Source organism: Serratia sp. TMDUHS_CL (assembly GCF_037137105.1).
GTDB lineage: Bacteria > Pseudomonadota > Gammaproteobacteria > Enterobacterales > Enterobacteriaceae > Serratia > Serratia nevei.
Window position 1 is genome coordinate 97,435 of the sequence record NZ_JBBBDV010000003.1, and the last position, 15,685, is coordinate 113,119.

Below are 15,685 nucleotides of genomic sequence, written 5' to 3' on the forward strand. Positions count from 1 at the left end.
CGCGCGGCAGACTGGATTTGTCTGCGCGGTTATCCGCCGTGCGTGCAATCACTTGTCCAGAAAATATAAGGAACAACGATGACCACTGTCTATGAATCAAATCGCTTTGCGTTTCAGGTGTCATGGGGCTCGATATTGGCCGGGAGTGCCGTGGCGCTGGTGACTTATCTGATCTTCAGCGTGCTGGGTACGGCTGTCGGTGCCCAGGCCGTGGATATGATGCAAAAGGGCAACCCGCTGAGCGGCTTTGGCACCGGCACCGGGATCTGGCTGCTGGTTTCAACGCTGGCCTCGCTGGCCGCAGGCGCGTTCGTCGCCGGCCGCACCGCACCGAATCGCGGCGGCTTGCATGGCCTGCTGAGCTGGGCGATCACCACCTTGCTGACCACCTGGCTGGTGGTTTCATTGGCGAGTGGCGTGGTGGGGCTGGCGGGTAGCGCGGTGGGCAAAGGGCTTTCGCTGGCGGGCAGCGGCCTGGCTGCGGCAGCGCCAAACGTGGGCGAAGGCCTCAAGCAACAGCTGGATAAAAAAGGCATCAGCCTTGACTGGGGAAGCCTGGAAAACCAGTTGAACGCCACGCTCAAGCAGACCGGCAAGCCGGAACTGGATCCGGCTCGGTTGGAACAGAAGGCCGATAGGGCGACCGCCGACGGCAAGCAATCGGCCATGGACGCGGCGGCCGATCCGGCGCGGGCCGCCTCCGAGCTCAAACAGTGGTTCGACCGCGTCAAGCAGTCCGGTGAGCCGACGTTGAGCGCGGCTGATAAGGATGCGTTGGTGAATATCGTTGCGGCGCGCACCGGCAAGAGCCGTGATGAAGCAAGCCAAATCGTCGATAACTACGCTCAGGCTTACCAGCAGGCGGTGCAGAAAGTGGAGAAACTCAAGGCTGAGGCCGAGCAGAAAGCGCGTGAAGCGGCCGATGAAGCGGCTAAACAGCTGTCGCGCGCCGCATGGGGGTCGCTGTTGGTGCTGCTGTTGGGCGCCGCGCTGAGCGCCGGCGTGGGGCGGATTGCCGAATCAACTCGCCGCACCCTCGCGGTAAGTTGAGATGAAAAAAAACCTGTCGTGCATTTCGCTGAATTATCGAAAAGTAGCCGGGGCCTCTGCGCCCGTGCTCGTCATCGATTTTTGCAACGAGAACAACGAGCGCTATACCCTGCGCTACAACCTGCCGCCGGATACCCCGGAACGCACCGAGCGGCGGGTGTCTTTGCTGCTGTATCTGTTGCGTAAGCACAGGTCCGCAGAGATCGACAACCTGGCTGATTGAGCAGCCCGTGAATGAAAAGCCCGGCTTTGCGAGCCGGGCTTTTTGCTGCGCTTGGTCAATAAAGCGTGGCACAAGCAGACGCGGCACTGTTACGAGGGAAGGGGAGGCGGTTCAGCGGGGCACCAGTGGCGATCCCATTGACATGGAGGGAAAATAGGGCATCGAACAGGGTTTGTTGAAACGTCGATTCTTCACCGTGCGGGAGAAGATAAAAAAGAAACTCGCAATGACGATCTGTGATTATCGGGCCCGAGGTTAAGATCTTGCGCTTATCCGCCGCATCTTCCTTCGCCACCGTTCATACTTTTTCGTATTCGGCTCAATAGTTTTATCAACCGGCCAAACAATAAAACACGATTTAATTTGTGATGATGAAATTCCTATTCGGCCATGCCCGTGGAGCGTAAAAAAACACTTTAAGATAAAACAATTAACATAAAGTGTGATTCACCCTGGCGGGGCAAATGCATCTTTAATGGATGCACTTTGCGTGGCGCATTTTTTATTCACGGATTTTTCGCAAGCGTATTTATATAACATGATCATTTTCAGTTATTTATATGATGACTTTTCCTATGCCGTAAAAATTGCATTGACAGGGTGATTTTTTTTAGGATTAATCTTAATGACTTGATTTGAGAGGTTAACGATTTTAATAAAAAGGACACAATCTTTATAAAGGCAGGGAGCGCTCATGGATTATAGAAAGGATATTCTTGTACAGGTCTTGGAGTATATGGAGAAAAATATTATAGAGGGGCTTTCCGTTGAGAAGGTTTCCATTATCTCGGGTTACTCTAAATGGCATTTACAGCGGTTATTTAAACATTATTTTGGCATTACGTTAGGGACTTATATCAGGAATAGAAAGCTGAGTCGGTCCGCTGTCCTGCTCAAACAGCATCAAGGTAACATATTGGATGTTGCCCTGGCATCCGGGTTTGCTTCTCAGCAATGCTACACGCGGGCATTCAAACGTTTCTTTGGCGAAACGCCCAACAGCTTTAGGAACAGCCGGGGATGGGATTTCTCCACCCAGATTCCACCGTATGGCAGCGACAATAAACCCTATTTTTATCATACGGTCATGCCGGATGACATCGACATGTTGAAGCAGTACAAGGCATTGATTTTCCACTCCGTCAGGAAGTACAGAGATGCCAGTGACATTACCCAGACGAATGATAAATGGCTAAGTAAAAATGGGAGGGCTTATAGCGTAGAAAAAAGAAAAGGGGGGCGGCCGCATGCCAACGGCAAGGAGCAAGAGGTTTTTCATTCCATATTTAACTTCTATATACCCATGGGGAAATATATTGTCATTCCCTTTATCGGGGAGCTACCTGAGTATATTGCCTTTTTTGAGGGTATCTATGACGCCCATCTTCCGGCTATTAATGTCAAAATGAGGGAGAGCTTTTTCATCGAATTATACAGGCACGAGCATTTAAACAGTAAGATCATCAATGTCGATATACTTATTCCTGTGGCGTAGTGGTGAGGAAAGGAGGCATCATGAGTAAAGAAAAATCCTCTGGCTCGATTAATAAACACCGCCGCGCGCTCTTTATGCTACCTTTAACGTTGCCTGCCTTTGGCAGAGTGAACGTTAAAGGTTTAGGCTGGCAGGCCATTCAATTAGCGCTGGCATTAACGCTCTTCATGTTTTCAGGAAATGCGATGGCAAATAATCGGGAACAGCATCAAATAGCGTTAGTCGGCACCTGGACCCATATTCCGGATGCGCCAACGGTGCAGAAACCGACGCGCCCCAGTGAAGGGCTCTATCGTCTGGCGGTTAATGGCGACGGCACGTTAACGCTGCTCGATGCCCTTAAAATGAAAAGCCCGTCGTGGATCGTCACATCCCGCGATGGCCGCTTCGCCTATGCCACCAATGAGGAGGACGCGGGAACGGTGACCGCCTTGGCGATAGACCAGGCTGGCAGCCTGCGGGTGCTGAATACGGTGAGCAGCGCGGGTCGGCAGCCGACGCATGCCACCCTCAGCCCGGACGGCAAGTTTCTGTTGGTCGCCAACTATTCCGTCGCCAAAGGCGGCGCGGGGGTGACGGTATTGCCGATTGGCAGCGACGGCAGGCTGGGTGAACGCGTACAGCATTATCCGTTTACGCCCGGCTCCGGCATCGTGCAGGGGCGCCAGGAAGGCGGGCATGCGCACTCCACCACCTTCAGCCGCGATGGGCAATACCTGTACGCGGCGGATCTCGGCGGCGATAAGCTGCACGCCTACCGCTATCGTTCGGATAACGCGCAGCCGTTGCAGGCGGATGCTTCGCGCGATGTCGCCTTTGCGCCTGGCGCCGGCCCAAGGCACATGGTGTTCTCGCCGGCAGGCGACTATGCCTATGTCATCACCGAAATGGCGGGCGAGATCGAGGCGTTTGCCGTTAACGACAATCGATTGACGCGGCAAGGGAAAGTGAAACTGAACGGCGGCCTCGATTCGGCGGAGGCGAAAAGCGGTGGGGCCATTATCCTGAGCCCGAGCGGCAGATATCTTATTGCCACCCATCGCGGCACCGATAACCACCTGCTGGTATTAAAAATAGGCAGGGACGGTCTGCCAGGCGTGCCGACGCGCTATGAGGCCGGCGGCATTGAGCCGCGTGCGCTCGCTTTCGATGCCGGGGGTAACCATCTCTATGTGACGAATGTATTCACCAATAGCGTGACGCTGTTCGATTTCGATGATGAAAAGGGTGAGTTGCAGGCCAGAGGGCAGGCGGCGACGATCTCAACGCCGACGGATATTAAGTTTTTTTACTGATGCCAATTATAACGCTCGGCGACAATCGGACCTGAACAGGGGAAAAGGGGAATTGCGGGTGCAGATGATGGGGAATGGCGTGATGAGAAAGAATGGTGTCCCCGACTGGAATCGAACCAGTAACTAGCCCTTAGGAGGGGCTTGTTATATCCGTTTAACTACGGGGACGCTGCGGGCCGGCAACTGAAGCTGCCGGGGCATTATACCTTTTTTTACCCGCAGAATAAGCGCTTAGCGGCGCGTTTGCTCAATACCTCGCCAGTTCACGCCGAAATTTCCTCGGCTAACCGACCGCGATCACGGTTTTTCCCCGCCGTGGCGCCGCTTTTCCTCTTGCCGACGCGCGGCCTGGTTTTTGGCGCTCAAATCGTTGCGGATCTGCGCGTGGCTTATCAGCGCAAAGATAAAGGTGCCGCCGATGATGTTACCCGCCAGCGTCGGCAGAGCGAACGGGTAAATGAATTCTTGCCAGCCAATCGCGCCGTTGAACACCAGATACAGGATCTCGACCGAACCGACCACGATATGGGTCAAATCGCAAATCGCCACCAGGTAGGTCATCAGCACGATCACCCAGATTTTCGCCGCGCCGGCGGCCGGGAACATCCATGGTGGCGATGATCCAGCCGGCCAGGATGCCGTTGGCGAACATTTCCCGCGGCGTATGGCGCATCACCTCTTCGCCCAGGCTGACGAAGGCGCCGCGCGTTTCGGTGTCGAACAGCGGCATATGGGTAAACGCCAGCGCCGCCAGCCCGGTGCCGATCAGGTTGCCGAGCAGCACCACGCCCCACAGGCGCAGCAGGATCAGCAGGTTGCGCGGCGTGGGCTTATGCATGATTGGTAATACCGCCGTGACGGTGTTTTCGGTAAACAACTGCTGGCGCGCCATGATGACAATGATGAAACCGAAGGTATAGCCGAGGTTCTCGATGAAAAAGCGGCTGGGATCGTCCGGCAGGCGGGCGTGGAAAATGCCTTTTGCCGCCAGCGAGGCGCCCATCGACAGCCCGGCGGCGATCGCCGACCACAGCAGCGCCAGCCCGTCGCGCTCCAGCTCTTTTTCGCCTTCCATCCGGATCTGTTCATGCACCGCCGCCGCGCGCGACGGCAGATTCTCTTCCCTGACTTCGATTTCGCGCTTGCCCTGTTCCTGCTCCTCGCTCTCTACCTGCATCGTCTCATCCGGCTCGTGATCCTGGCGTTGCTGCTCGCTCATGCTGTAGCTCCTGCTCATTAAAGGTGAGTTCACGTTATTAAGCGTAGTTGCCCGGCCCAAATGCGGCGAAATACAGAAAAAAGTAACAAGAGTTAAAATCCGCCGATTTTTTCCACGCATTCTTGATCCTGCTCGCCATATTGGTCCGTCGGCGCGCCCGCCGCGGGCTGCGTGCGGGGAAAGGCTTATGCTATGATTCGCTATCCCAAAGAAAAATATGAGTTCCCCGATGCTGGAAGCCAAAAGTCTGAGTTGCGTGCGCGATGAGCGCATCCTGTTTAGCGAGCTAAGCTTTTCAGTTCAGCCGGGCGATATCATTCAGGTAGAAGGGCCGAACGGCGCGGGTAAAACCAGTTTGCTGCGCATTCTCGCTGGCCTGGCGCGGCCGGACGGCGGCGAGGTGTGCTGGCGTGGGCGCAGCACGCTGCGCGATCGTGCGGGTTACCAGCAAGATTTACTGTTTATCGGCCATCAGCCCGGCATCAAAGCCGTATTGACGCCCTTCGAAAATCTGCAGTTTTATCAAGCGGTGCGCGGCACAACCGATCATCCGGCCATCTGGCGCGCCCTGGAGCAGGTGGGGCTGGTGGGCTACGAAGATCTGCCGGTGGCGCAGCTGTCCGCCGGGCAGCAGCGGCGCGTGGCGCTGGCGCGGCTGTGGCTCAGCGCGGTGCCGCTGTGGATCCTCGATGAGCCGCTGACGGCGATCGACAAACAGGGCGTAGCCGAGTTGATTAGCCTTTTTGAACAACATGCACAGCGGGGCGGCATGGTATTGTTGACCACCCATCAGGATTTGGCCGGCGTCAGCCAAACGGTAGGTAAAGTTCGTTTGGCGGAACATGACGCGGGGAGCCTGTGATGTTTTTGACCCTGGTGCGCCGCGAACTGAAGATCGCCTGCCGTAAAGGTTCGGAGATCGTCAACCCGCTGTGGTTTTTCCTGATTGTGATCACGCTGTTTCCGTTGGGGATTGGCCCGGAGCCGCAGCTGCTGGCGCGCATTGCGCCGGGCATCGTGTGGGTGGCGGCGCTGCTGGCCTCGCTGCTGTCGCTGGAGCGGCTGTTTCGCGACGACTTCCTCGACGGCTCGCTGGAGCAGCTGTTGCTGCTGCCGACGCCGCTGCCGATGACGGTGCTGGGCAAAGTGTGTGCTCACTGGGTCGTGACGGGTCTACCGCTGCTGATTCTGTCGCCGCTGGTGGCGCTGCTGCTGTCGCTCGATATGCAGACCTGGCTGGCGGTGGCGGGGACGCTGCTGCTCGGCACGCCGACGCTGAGCCTGATCGGCGCTATCGGCGTGGGGCTGACCGTCGGCCTGCGCAAAGGGGGCGTGCTGCTCAGCCTGCTGGTGCTGCCGCTGTATATCCCGGTGCTGATCTTCGCCACCGGCGCGATCGACGCCGCCTCGATGGGCATGCCGATCGACGGTTACCTGGCGATACTCGGCGCGATGCTGGCGGGCAGCGTGACATTGGCACCGTTTGCCACCGCGGCGGCGCTGCGAGTGAGCGTGCACTAGCTAACGTATTGAATGAACAGACGGGGCAAGGCCGACAAGAGCGTACCCCGCAGAAGATTTTCGCCGTTTCGATCGCTCGGGGCGGCCGACGCATAAAAATTACCGTGAGCACTGACGACAATGTGGAAATGGTTACATCAACTGGCGCGGCCTGAACGGCTGTATCACGTCTGCGGCCGCTTTATCCCCTGGCTGGGGCTGGCGGCGGCGGCCTGCCTGCTGCTTGGCTGGGCATGGGGCTTTGGTTTCGCGCCGAAGGATTATCAGCAGGGCGACAGCTTCCGCATCATTTATATTCACGTGCCGGCGGCCATGTGGTCGATGGGCATCTACGCCTCGATGGCGGTGGCGGCGTTTATCGGCCTGGTGTGGCAGATGAAAATGTCCGATACCGTGGTGGCGGCGATGGCGCCGATCGGCGCGGTGTTCACCTTTATCGCGCTGGTGACCGGCTCCGCCTGGGGCAAGCCGATGTGGGGCACCTGGTGGGTGTGGGATGCGCGTCTGACCTCCGAGCTGGTGCTGCTGTTCCTTTATATGGGCGTCATCGCGCTGTACAACGCCTTTGAAGACCGCCGTCTGGCGGGCCGCGCCGCCGGGATTCTGGTGCTGGTGGGCGTGGTGAATATCCCTATCATCCATTTTTCGGTCGAATGGTGGAATACGCTGCATCAGGGCTCGACCAATATGCAGCAGTCTATCGCGCCAAGCATGCGCACCCCGCTGCGCTGGGCGATCCTCGGTTACCTGCTGCTGTTCGTCACGCTGACGCTGATGCGCCTGCGCAATCTGATCCTGTTCCAGGAGCGCCAGCGCCCGTGGGTCGCCGGGCTGGTGAATAAGGAGCGTCAGTCATGAACGCCGCATTCGATTCCTGGTCGGCGTTTTTCGCCATGGGCGGTTACGCCTTCTATGTTTGGCTGGCGGTCGCCGCCACGCTGATTTCGCTGTTGGGGCTGGTGGCGCACACCGTCTGGCAACGGCGGCAGTTGCTCGCCGAGATCGGCCGCCGTCAGGCGCGCGAGCGGCGCATTCGCCATGCGCAACAATCAAAACAAAAATCCGCCGCACCGCGGGAGAAATCATTGTGAATCCACGTCGTAAAAGCCGCCTTTATCTGGCGATCGTTGTGCTGATCGGCATCGCGCTGACCGCGACCCTGATGCTGTACGCGCTGCGCTCCAACATCGATCTGTTCTATACCCCGGGTGAAATCCTGCAGGGCAAGGGTGAAAATCATGAGAAGCCCGAGGTCGGCCAGCGGCTGCGCATCGGCGGCATGGTGATGCCGGGCTCGGTGAAACGCGATCCCAATACGCTGCAGGTCAGCTTCAAGATTTACGACGCGCGCGGCGCGATCGGCGTGACCTACACCGGCATTCTGCCGGACCTGTTCCGCGAAGGGCAGGGCGTGGTGGCGCAGGGCGTGCTGGGTGAGGGCAACGTGGTCAATGCGCGCGAAGTGCTGGCCAAACACGATGAAAAATACACGCCGCCGGAAGTGGCCGACGCGATGAAAGAGAACCACAAAGGCCCGGCGGAAGCGTATAACGCGCCGCAGGCGGAGGGCGCCAAGTCATGATGCCGGAACTGGGCAGTTTTCTGCTGTGCCTGGCGCTGGCGATTGCGCTGCTGCTGAGCATTTACCCGCAGTGGGGCGCGGCGCGGCAAGACAGCCGCATGATGGCGGTCGCCCGCCCGCTGACCTACGGCATGTTCGCCGCGATTGCGCTGGCGTTCCTGTGCCTGGTGCACGCCTTCGTGGTCAATGATTTTACCGTCGCCTACGTGGCCACCAACTCCAATACCCAACTACCGGTGTATTACCGCATCGCCGCCACCTGGGGGGCGCATGAGGGGTCGCTGCTGCTGTGGGTGCTGCTGCTGAGCTGTTGGTCGCTGGCGGTGGCGTTGTGCAGCCGGGCGATGCCGCAGGATGCGGTGGCGCGGGTGCTGTCGGTGATGGGGATGATCACCGCCGGTTTCCTGCTGTTCATTATCATGACCTCCAACCCGTTCACCCGCACGCTGCCGAATTTCCCGATCGACGGCAGCGATCTCAACCCGCTGCTGCAGGATATCGGCCTGATCTTCCACCCGCCGCTGCTGTATATGGGCTACGTCGGCTTCTCGGTCGCCTTTGCGTTCGCCATCGCCTCGCTGATGGCCGGCCGGCTCGACACCGCCTGGGCACGCTGGTCACGCCCGTGGACCACCGCGGCCTGGGTGTTCCTCACGCTGGGCATCGTGCTCGGATCGGCCTGGGCTTACTATGAGCTGGGCTGGGGCGGCTGGTGGTTCTGGGATCCGGTGGAGAACGCCTCCTTTATGCCGTGGTTGGCCGGCACCGCGCTGATGCATTCGCTGGCGGTGACCGAGAAACGCGGCACGTTCAAAGCCTGGACGGTGTTGCTGGCGATCACCGCCTTCTCGCTGTGCCTGCTGGGCACCTTCCTGGTGCGTTCCGGCGTGCTGGTCTCGGTGCACTCCTTCGCCTCCGATCCGGCGCGCGGCATGTTTATCCTCGCCTATCTGGTGATCGTGATCGGCGGTTCGCTGCTGCTGTACGCGGTCAAGGGCGGCCAGGTGCGCAGCCGGGTGCAGCACGAGACCTTCTCGCGCGAGACCTTCCTGCTGGGCAACAACGTGCTGCTGATCGCCGCCATGCTGGTGGTGCTGTTGGGCACGCTGCTGCCGTTGGTGCACAAACAGCTGGGGCTGGGCAGCATCTCGATCGGCGAGCCGTTCTTCAACACCATGTTCACCTGGCTGATGGCGCCGTTGGCGCTGCTGTTGGGCATCGGGCCTTTGGTGCGCTGGCGCCGCGATGAGCCGAGCAAGCTGTGGCGCCGCCTCGGCGTGGCGCTGTTGGCGACGCTGGTGCTGTCAATCCTGCTGCCGTGGCTGCTGCAGGACAGCATCGCCGGCATGACGGTGGTGGGCCTGATCATGGCGCTGTGGGTGATCATCCTGACGCTGATGGAGCTGCATGAGCGCGCTACCCACCGTCACGGTTTCTGGCGCGGCCTGCGCCAGCTGTCCCGCAGCCACTGGGGTATGGTGCTCGGCCACCTCGGCGTGGCGGTGACGGTGATCGGCATCGCCTTCAGCCAGAACTACAGCGTGGAGCGCGACGTGCGGATGAAGGCCGGCGACAGCGTGGATATTCACAACTATCACTTCGTGTTCCGCGACGTGCACGACATTCGCGGCCCGAACTACAGCGGCGGCGTCGGCATCATCGACGTCACGCGCAACGGCAAGCCGGAGGCGACGCTGCACGCGGAGAAACGCTACTACAGCGTGGCGCGCAGCATGATGACCGAAGCGGCGATCGACGGCGGTTTCAGCCGCGATCTGTACGCGGCGCTGGGCGAGGAGCTGGAGGACGGCTCCTGGGCGGTACGCCTGTATTACAAACCCTTCGTGCGCTGGATTTGGTTCGGCGGCGTCTTTATGGCGATCGGCGGCCTGCTGTGCATCCTCGACCCGCGTTACCGCATGAGCAAAAAACTCAAGCGCGAAGGCAAGCTGGAGGCGCAACCATGAATCGTAAGCTGCTGTTTATCCCGTTGGTCCTCTTCCTGCTGCTGGTGGCGGCGCTGATGGTGCAACTGACGCGCAACGCCGGCGGCGAAGATCCGACCATGCTGGAATCGGCGCTGATCGGCAAACCGGTGCCGACCTTCAGGCTGGAGTCGCTGGATCAGCCCGGCAAAACCTACGATCAGGCGGTGCTGCGCGACGGCAAGCCGATATTGCTTAACGTCTGGGCCACCTGGTGCCCGACCTGCCGCGCGGAACACCAGTATCTCAATACGCTGGCGGCGCGTGGCGTGCGGGTGGTTGGCCTGAACTATAAAGACGATCGCGCCAAGGCGGTGACCTGGCTGAATTCCCTCGGCAATCCCTATGCCCTCAGCCTGTACGACGGCGACGGCATGCTGGGGTTGGATCTCGGGGTCTACGGCGCGCCTGAGACCTTCCTTATCGACGGCCAGGGGATTATTCGCTATCGCCACGCCGGCGACATGAATGAGCGCGTTTGGCAGCAGGAAGTGCTGCCGCTGTATAAAAAGTACGGGGGTGAGGCATGAGGCTGATTGTCCTGCTGTGCGCCGCGCTGCTGAGCTGGAGCGCCGCCGCGGCGATCGATACCTATCGCTTCAACTCCGTCGAGCAGGAGCAGCAGTATCGCGAGTTGACCGAACAGCTGCGCTGCCCGAAATGCCAAAACAACAGCATTGCCGATTCCAATGCCATCATCGCCGCCGACATGCGTACCAAGGTGTACGAGCTGATGATGCAGGGGCAAAGCAAGCAGCAGATCATCGATTACATGGTGGCGCGCTACGGTAACTTTGTCACCTATGAGCCGCCGGTAACGCCGGCGACGCTGATCTTGTGGATCGGCCCGCTGCTGTTCGTGCTGATCGGCGGGGCGGTGGTGATCCTGCGCACCCGTCGCCGGCCTGGCGCGGTGGTGGACGATGAATTCTCCGAACGGGAACGGCAGCGCCTGGCGGCGCTGTTGCAAGAGACTGACAGGAAGAAACCCTAATGGCTTTTTGGCTGATTATTTGCGTGTTGCTGGCCGGTGCCGCCGCGCTGCTGGTGGTGCCGGCGATGCGCCACGGCAAGCAGAGCGCCGCCACGCGCGATGCGTTGAACAAGGCATTTTATCAGGATCGCCTCAGCGAGCTGGAGCAGGACGAGCAGCAAGGCGTGGTGGCCGAGCGCCCGGAGCTGGTGAAAGAGCTGCAACAAAATCTGCTGAACGACATTCCCGTCGAGCAGGCGGCGCAGGCGAAGCCGATCAATCGCTGGGCGCTGGTGCCGGGCGTGCTGTTATTGCTGGCGGTGACCGTTGGCTTTTATCTGAAAACCGGCGGGTTGGCGCAGGTGCTGGACTGGCGCCTGGTGCAGGCGCAAATGCCGGAATTGCGCGAGCGCGTCGCCAATGAGCGCGCCAAACCGCTGAGCATGGAAGAGATCGCCCGCCTCGGGCTGGGGCTGCGCACCGCGCTGCAGCAGGACGATCGCAACATCAACGACTGGATGATGCTGGGGCGGGTCGGCATGGCGCTGAACAACGCCACCACCGCCACGCAGGCGTTTGCCCATGCTTATCAATTGGATCCGAATAGTCTGGAAGTGCGGCTCGGCTATGCCGAGGTCTTGACGCGATCCAACGATCCGGAGGATAACAAGCAGGCGACGCAGCTGTTGCGGCGCATGATCGCGGAAAATCACGGCGATCCGCGGGTGCTGAGCCTGCTGGCGTTCAATGCCTTCGAACAGGGCGACTTCAAGCAGGCGATAGGCGCCTGGCAGGTGATGCTGCAGCTGCTGCCGGCCAACGATCCGCGCGCGGAAGTGATAAAGCGCAGCATTGCACAAGCAAAAGCCCAGGCCGGCGGAGAAACTGTTAAACTGAATGTGACCGTTTCGCTGTCACCGCAGGCGGCGAAAGCCCTGCCGACGCAGGGGACGCTGGTCATCTCGGTGACCGACGGCGTCAGCCCGGTGCCGGTGGCGGTAAAACAATTGCCGCTGAGCCGTTTTCCGCTGTCTTTCTCTCTGGATGACAGCAACGCCATGATGCCCGAGCGTCTACTCTCGGCACAGCATCAGGTGCAGGTGCGTGTGCGCCTCTCACAGGACGGATTGGCCACGCCGCAGCCGGGAGACTGGTTCGGCGAAAGCTCGCTGCAGACATTCAGCGGTAAAGAGCAGGTTAGCGTTCAGATAAACAAGCAGGTCAATGAAAAATAAGACCGAACGTGTTTTTATGGAGAAAAATATGAACTTTCGCCTGACTGGGGTGGCATTCGCAACGGTATTACTGGTGGGCTGTGCCAGCGCGCCAGACAAAGATCCGCAAGGGCGTTCCGATCCTTTGGAAGGATTTAACCGGACGATGTTCGACTTCAACTACAACGTCCTGGATCCTTATATCCTGCGCCCGGTCGCGGTGGCCTGGCGCGACTACGTGCCGATGCCGGCGCGTAACGGCATCAGCAACTTCACCTCTAACCTGGAAGAGCCGGCCAGCATGGTCAACGCCTTCCTGAAGGGCGATCCTTACCGCGGGATGATCCACTTCAACCGTTTCTTCCTGAATACCCTGCTCGGGATGGGCGGCCTGATCGACGTGGCCGGCATGGCCAACCCGAAACTGGCGCGCGAAGAACCCAACCGCTTCGGCAGCACGCTGGGCCATTACGATGTGGGTTACGGCCCGTACGTGATGTTGCCGGGCTACGGCAGCTTCACGCTGCGTGACGAAGGCGGCGACTTTGCGGATACGCTGTATCCGATGCTGAGCTACCTGACCTTCTGGATGTCGGCGGGCAAGTGGGTGGTCGAGGGGATCGAAACCCGCGCCCAGCTGCTGGATTCCGATGGCCTGCTGCGCAACTCTTCCGATCCTTACATCATGGTGCGCGAAGCTTACTTCCAGCGCCACGATTTCATCGCCAACGGCGGCTCGCTCAAGCCGGAAGAGAACCCGAACGCCAAGGCGATTCAGGGCGAACTGGACGAGATCGACTCGCAGTAATCACGGGCGTTACGCCAATGAAAACCCGCCGTCAGGCGGGTTTTTTTATGCCGGCGGCAAGCGGCGGGCAAAAAAAAAGCGCCCCGAGGGGCGCTTTGGCTTCTTTCTCAAGCGAGATTAGAAACGGTAGTTGAAGTTGGCACCGTACAGCCAGGCCTTGCCCACCGAGTTGAAGGTGTAAGGGCCTTCGTTGATGGTGACTTTCTGGCCGTGCATGTAGGACACACCGACGTCGACCGACGCGTCTTTGTTGAACGCGTAAGAGGTACCTGCGCTGACCCAGAAGCGGTCCTGATCCGGAATGGAGATGGAACGGTTCTGTGCCGGCACCGGGCTGTCATCGAAGGCGACGCCGCCGCGGAAGGTCCAGTTGTCGTCGTAGAAGTAGGTGGTACCCAGCGCAATGCGGTAGGCATCGCGGAAGCCTTCATGCTTCTGGAACAGGGTCTGGCCGTTGCTGCCGGTGGCTCTCAGCTCCTGGAACTGGCTCCAGCTGGTGTACGCCAGGCTGTAGTGGATGGCCCACTGAGGCGCCACTTTGTTGTAGCCGGACAGTTCCCACATTTCCGGCAGGTTCAGATCCAGAGAGCCCGGGATGGTGCTGCCGCTGGTGCCCCACGGCAAACCAACGCCCAGCGCCTGGGTAATTGGGTTGTACTGTGCCGGCAGGCTGCTTTTGTAGTCGCCGTCGAACTTGATTTTCACTTCAGAACGGTAGGTGAAGCCGTAGCGGTTGTTTTCGTCCACTTCGTACAGCAGGCCGGCATTCCAGCCGAAGCCCCACTTATCGCCTTTCAGGTGAGAAATCTGGGTATCGCCAGGGATTTGAGCGATCATCCCGGCTTGCTGAGGCGTTAATTGACCGGTTTGCAGGCCTTGGCCGGCAAGCAGCTTCGGCAATTCGCCGGCGTAGCGTTCCAGTTTGGCTCTGGCGTATACGGCGTCGAAGCCCAGACCGAAGCTGAAATGTTGATCCAGGCGGTAAGCCCCGCTCAGATTCAGGTTCAGGGTTTCCAGATCGGTTTTGCCGCCATAAGCGCCTGCGGTGTAGCCGTCGTTGAATTCGGTCGCCAGACCGTAGTTGCTGGTGACCGATCCGCCTACGGCGAATTGATCGTTAATCGGGTGAACATAATGCAGGTTCGGCACCCAGGCGGTTGGCGCGATGTTTTTCGCATCCAGGCTGGCGCCAGAAGGGGATTTGCCGGTGATGTCTACGTCCGGATCGATGAAGACCGCGCCGATGGAGAGTTCCGGGCGGGTATACATCATCAACAATGCCGGGTTGCGGCTCGCGGAGGCCGCCGTATCCGCCATGGCGCCTTCGCCAGAATACGAACGTCCTAAACCAGCTGCTGAGAACTCGTTCAGCTGGAATCCTGCGGCAGACACGTTTGAAGAAATAATTGCCACTGCAGCTGCGAGAGCTGATTTAGTCAATAGGTTTTTCTGGCTCATGACCAAAACCTCATTATGTGTTTATTATTTAAACTATTGTTACACGAAGTAACAAGGAGCGCGGGATTGTAGGGTCCGTTATCGTTCAGACAAATCAGACCAGTGGCTGAAGTATAGGTCTGACCTGTGAAAATGTTGCAAGTTTGTTTTTGAAATATTTCCAACCTGATATCAAAAAAGAGATCTGCTTAACAAAAAGCCAGCGGTAAATAACAAATTTCTTACCATTCCTTAGCAGGCGCTCATTTTTATTTGTGATTTCCATCACTTAAAGCACCCAGTAAAAGTAAGTGCTAGTGATTGCCGGCGCGGAAGCGTAAAATACCTGCAGAATTTTGTGGCTTTGTGCCGGTGAGTAAAACGGCAATTTGGGCTGATAACCAAGGCCCTTGAGGAGAACCAATCATGTCAGATGCAATTAATAAATGCAGCGCCCAGGAAACCGCCGCGTGTTGCTGCGTGGATGTCGGCACCGTGATGGATAACACCGATTGCACCGCGTCCTACAGCCAGGTGTTCAGCAATCAACAAGATGCGGAAGCCATGCTGGCCGCCCTGAGCGAAAAGGCGCGCGCGGTAGAATCCGACCCTTGTGACATCAGCAGTAGCATTAAACCGGTTGACGGCGGCGTGCAGTTGGAGGCCGATTTCACCTTCGCCTGCCAGGCGGAAACCCTGATCTTCCAGCTCGGCCTGCGTTAATCCCCGCTTTACCCCCGGCGCCGCCTACCGTGCGTCGGGGATTGCCTTCCCTACATCGCCCCCCGATAGAAAGTGCGCCTGCTCGCAGTTTTGATCTCTGCCGGTTTGCCAAATGTAACCGTTTGGTTAACAATGACCTCATCAGGTCAGACCTCTTTCT

The 15,685-nt window shown here is 58.9% G+C and carries 17 protein-coding genes, 1 tRNA gene and 1 pseudogene; 15 read left to right on the forward strand and 4 right to left on the reverse strand.

Features of this window, described 5'->3' with window-relative positions:
• Window positions 1-78 precede the first annotated feature (78 nt).
• Together WCL58_RS07555 and WCL58_RS07560 are read left to right on the forward strand one after the other, a co-directional pair.
• Window positions 79-1,050 (forward strand): YrzE family protein, encoded by a 972-nt coding sequence (locus WCL58_RS07555; protein ID WP_038876539.1) that lies wholly within the window; start codon window positions 79-81, stop codon window positions 1,048-1,050.
• 1 nt (window position 1,051) lies between these two features.
• Complete coding sequence (locus tag WCL58_RS07560) at window positions 1,052-1,273, forward strand: hypothetical protein (protein WP_004936288.1); 222 nt, start codon at window positions 1,052-1,054, stop codon at window positions 1,271-1,273.
• Window positions 1,274-1,328: 55 nt separating this feature from the next.
• Here the strand turns inward: WCL58_RS07560 and WCL58_RS07565 are convergent, their stop codons facing one another.
• Window positions 1,329-1,568 carry a hypothetical protein gene (locus WCL58_RS07565; RefSeq protein WP_126193140.1) on the reverse strand — a complete coding sequence of 80 codons (240 nt, stop codon included), beginning with the start codon at window positions 1,566-1,568 and terminating at the stop codon, window positions 1,329-1,331.
• A gap of 399 nt (window positions 1,569-1,967) precedes the next feature.
• Here WCL58_RS07565 and WCL58_RS07570 point away from each other — a divergent pair, with 399 nt between their 5' ends.
• Together WCL58_RS07570 and WCL58_RS07575 are read left to right on the forward strand one after the other, a co-directional pair.
• Complete coding sequence (locus WCL58_RS07570) at window positions 1,968-2,768, forward strand: helix-turn-helix domain-containing protein (protein ID WP_060419953.1); 801 nt, start codon at window positions 1,968-1,970, stop codon at window positions 2,766-2,768.
• A 20-nt stretch (window positions 2,769-2,788) separates the two neighbouring features.
• Entirely contained in the window at window positions 2,789-4,063 is a 1,275-nt protein-coding gene (locus WCL58_RS07575) for a lactonase family protein (RefSeq protein WP_336850815.1), read from the forward strand.
• Between the two features lie 93 nt (window positions 4,064-4,156).
• Here the strand turns inward: WCL58_RS07575 and WCL58_RS07580 are convergent.
• Window positions 4,157-4,231, reverse strand: a tRNA-Arg gene (locus WCL58_RS07580).
• Window positions 4,232-4,360: 129 nt separating this feature from the next.
• Window positions 4,361-5,282, reverse strand: a pseudogene (locus WCL58_RS07585) (formate/nitrite transporter family protein).
• Between the two features lie 229 nt (window positions 5,283-5,511).
• Here WCL58_RS07585 and ccmA point away from each other — a divergent pair.
• The 10 genes from ccmA (at window position 5,512) to mlaA (ending at window position 13,365) form a co-directional block, all read left to right on the forward strand.
• Window positions 5,512-6,144 carry a cytochrome c biogenesis heme-transporting ATPase CcmA gene (gene ccmA / locus WCL58_RS07590; RefSeq protein WP_100396441.1) on the forward strand — a complete coding sequence of 211 codons (633 nt, stop codon included), beginning with the start codon at window positions 5,512-5,514 and terminating at the stop codon, window positions 6,142-6,144.
• Complete coding sequence (ccmB, locus tag WCL58_RS07595; RefSeq protein WP_025303731.1) at window positions 6,144-6,803, forward strand: heme exporter protein CcmB; 660 nt, start codon at window positions 6,144-6,146, stop codon at window positions 6,801-6,803. The genes ccmA and ccmB overlap by 1 nt, the downstream gene beginning before the upstream one ends.
• A 120-nt stretch (window positions 6,804-6,923) precedes the next feature.
• Window positions 6,924-7,661, forward strand: coding sequence for a heme ABC transporter permease (locus WCL58_RS07600; protein WP_004936270.1), 738 nt, complete (start codon window positions 6,924-6,926; stop codon window positions 7,659-7,661).
• Entirely contained in the window at window positions 7,658-7,894 is a 237-nt protein-coding gene (gene ccmD, locus WCL58_RS07605; RefSeq protein WP_004936267.1) for a heme exporter protein CcmD, read from the forward strand. The genes WCL58_RS07600 and ccmD overlap by 4 nt, the downstream gene beginning before the upstream one ends.
• On the forward strand, window positions 7,891-8,385 hold the full coding sequence (gene ccmE / locus WCL58_RS07610; RefSeq protein WP_004936264.1) for a cytochrome c maturation protein CcmE: 495 nt from the start codon (window positions 7,891-7,893) through the stop codon (window positions 8,383-8,385). The genes ccmD and ccmE overlap by 4 nt, the downstream gene beginning before the upstream one ends.
• On the forward strand, window positions 8,382-10,352 hold the full coding sequence (locus tag WCL58_RS07615; RefSeq protein WP_039564915.1) for a heme lyase CcmF/NrfE family subunit: 1,971 nt from the start codon (window positions 8,382-8,384) through the stop codon (window positions 10,350-10,352). The genes ccmE and WCL58_RS07615 overlap by 4 nt, the downstream gene beginning before the upstream one ends.
• Window positions 10,349-10,900 carry a DsbE family thiol:disulfide interchange protein gene (locus WCL58_RS07620; RefSeq protein WP_033653726.1) on the forward strand — a complete coding sequence of 184 codons (552 nt, stop codon included), beginning with the start codon at window positions 10,349-10,351 and terminating at the stop codon, window positions 10,898-10,900. Before WCL58_RS07615 ends, WCL58_RS07620 begins: the two co-directional genes overlap by 4 nt.
• The gene (locus tag WCL58_RS07625; protein WP_060419972.1) at window positions 10,897-11,364 is read left to right on the forward strand and encodes a cytochrome c-type biogenesis protein; all 468 of its coding nucleotides are present in this window, start codon (window positions 10,897-10,899) and stop codon (window positions 11,362-11,364) included. The genes WCL58_RS07620 and WCL58_RS07625 overlap by 4 nt, the downstream gene beginning before the upstream one ends.
• On the forward strand, window positions 11,364-12,578 hold the full coding sequence (ccmI, locus tag WCL58_RS07630) for a c-type cytochrome biogenesis protein CcmI (protein ID WP_049270556.1): 1,215 nt from the start codon (window positions 11,364-11,366) through the stop codon (window positions 12,576-12,578). Before WCL58_RS07625 ends, ccmI begins: the two co-directional genes overlap by 1 nt.
• A gap of 28 nt (window positions 12,579-12,606) precedes the next feature.
• Complete coding sequence (gene mlaA, locus WCL58_RS07635) at window positions 12,607-13,365, forward strand: phospholipid-binding lipoprotein MlaA (RefSeq protein WP_049200138.1); 759 nt, start codon at window positions 12,607-12,609, stop codon at window positions 13,363-13,365.
• Window positions 13,366-13,482: 117 nt separating this feature from the next.
• Here mlaA and fadL read toward each other — a convergent pair whose 3' ends face one another.
• On the reverse strand, window positions 13,483-14,823 hold the full coding sequence (gene fadL / locus WCL58_RS07640; RefSeq protein WP_087763423.1) for a long-chain fatty acid transporter FadL: 1,341 nt from the start codon (window positions 14,821-14,823) through the stop codon (window positions 13,483-13,485).
• A gap of 405 nt (window positions 14,824-15,228) precedes the next feature.
• Here fadL and WCL58_RS07645 point away from each other — a divergent pair, with 405 nt between their 5' ends.
• On the forward strand, window positions 15,229-15,525 hold the full coding sequence (locus tag WCL58_RS07645) for a YfcZ/YiiS family protein (RefSeq protein ID WP_072145088.1): 297 nt from the start codon (window positions 15,229-15,231) through the stop codon (window positions 15,523-15,525).
• Window positions 15,526-15,685 lie beyond the last annotated feature (160 nt).

Coding starts and splice junctions, on each gene's coding strand:
- WCL58_RS07555 (WP_038876539.1), top strand. CDS start 79: ATGACCACTGTCTATGAATCAAATCGCTTTGCGTTTCAGGTGTCATGG.
- WCL58_RS07560 (WP_004936288.1), top strand. CDS start 1,052: ATGAAAAAAAACCTGTCGTGCATTTCGCTGAATTATCGAAAAGTAGCC.
- WCL58_RS07570 (WP_060419953.1), top strand. CDS start 1,968: ATGGATTATAGAAAGGATATTCTTGTACAGGTCTTGGAGTATATGGAG.
- WCL58_RS07575 (WP_336850815.1), top strand. CDS start 2,789: ATGAGTAAAGAAAAATCCTCTGGCTCGATTAATAAACACCGCCGCGCG.
- ccmA (WP_100396441.1), top strand. CDS start 5,512: ATGCTGGAAGCCAAAAGTCTGAGTTGCGTGCGCGATGAGCGCATCCTG.
- ccmB (WP_025303731.1), top strand. CDS start 6,144: ATGTTTTTGACCCTGGTGCGCCGCGAACTGAAGATCGCCTGCCGTAAA.
- WCL58_RS07600 (WP_004936270.1), top strand. CDS start 6,924: ATGTGGAAATGGTTACATCAACTGGCGCGGCCTGAACGGCTGTATCAC.
- ccmD (WP_004936267.1), top strand. CDS start 7,658: ATGAACGCCGCATTCGATTCCTGGTCGGCGTTTTTCGCCATGGGCGGT.
- WCL58_RS07615 (WP_039564915.1), top strand. CDS start 8,382: ATGATGCCGGAACTGGGCAGTTTTCTGCTGTGCCTGGCGCTGGCGATT.
- WCL58_RS07620 (WP_033653726.1), top strand. CDS start 10,349: ATGAATCGTAAGCTGCTGTTTATCCCGTTGGTCCTCTTCCTGCTGCTG.
- WCL58_RS07625 (WP_060419972.1), top strand. CDS start 10,897: ATGAGGCTGATTGTCCTGCTGTGCGCCGCGCTGCTGAGCTGGAGCGCC.
- ccmI (WP_049270556.1), top strand. CDS start 11,364: ATGGCTTTTTGGCTGATTATTTGCGTGTTGCTGGCCGGTGCCGCCGCG.
- mlaA (WP_049200138.1), top strand. CDS start 12,607: ATGAACTTTCGCCTGACTGGGGTGGCATTCGCAACGGTATTACTGGTG.
- fadL (WP_087763423.1), bottom strand. CDS start 14,823: ATGAGCCAGAAAAACCTATTGACTAAATCAGCTCTCGCAGCTGCAGTG.
- WCL58_RS07645 (WP_072145088.1), top strand. CDS start 15,229: ATGTCAGATGCAATTAATAAATGCAGCGCCCAGGAAACCGCCGCGTGT.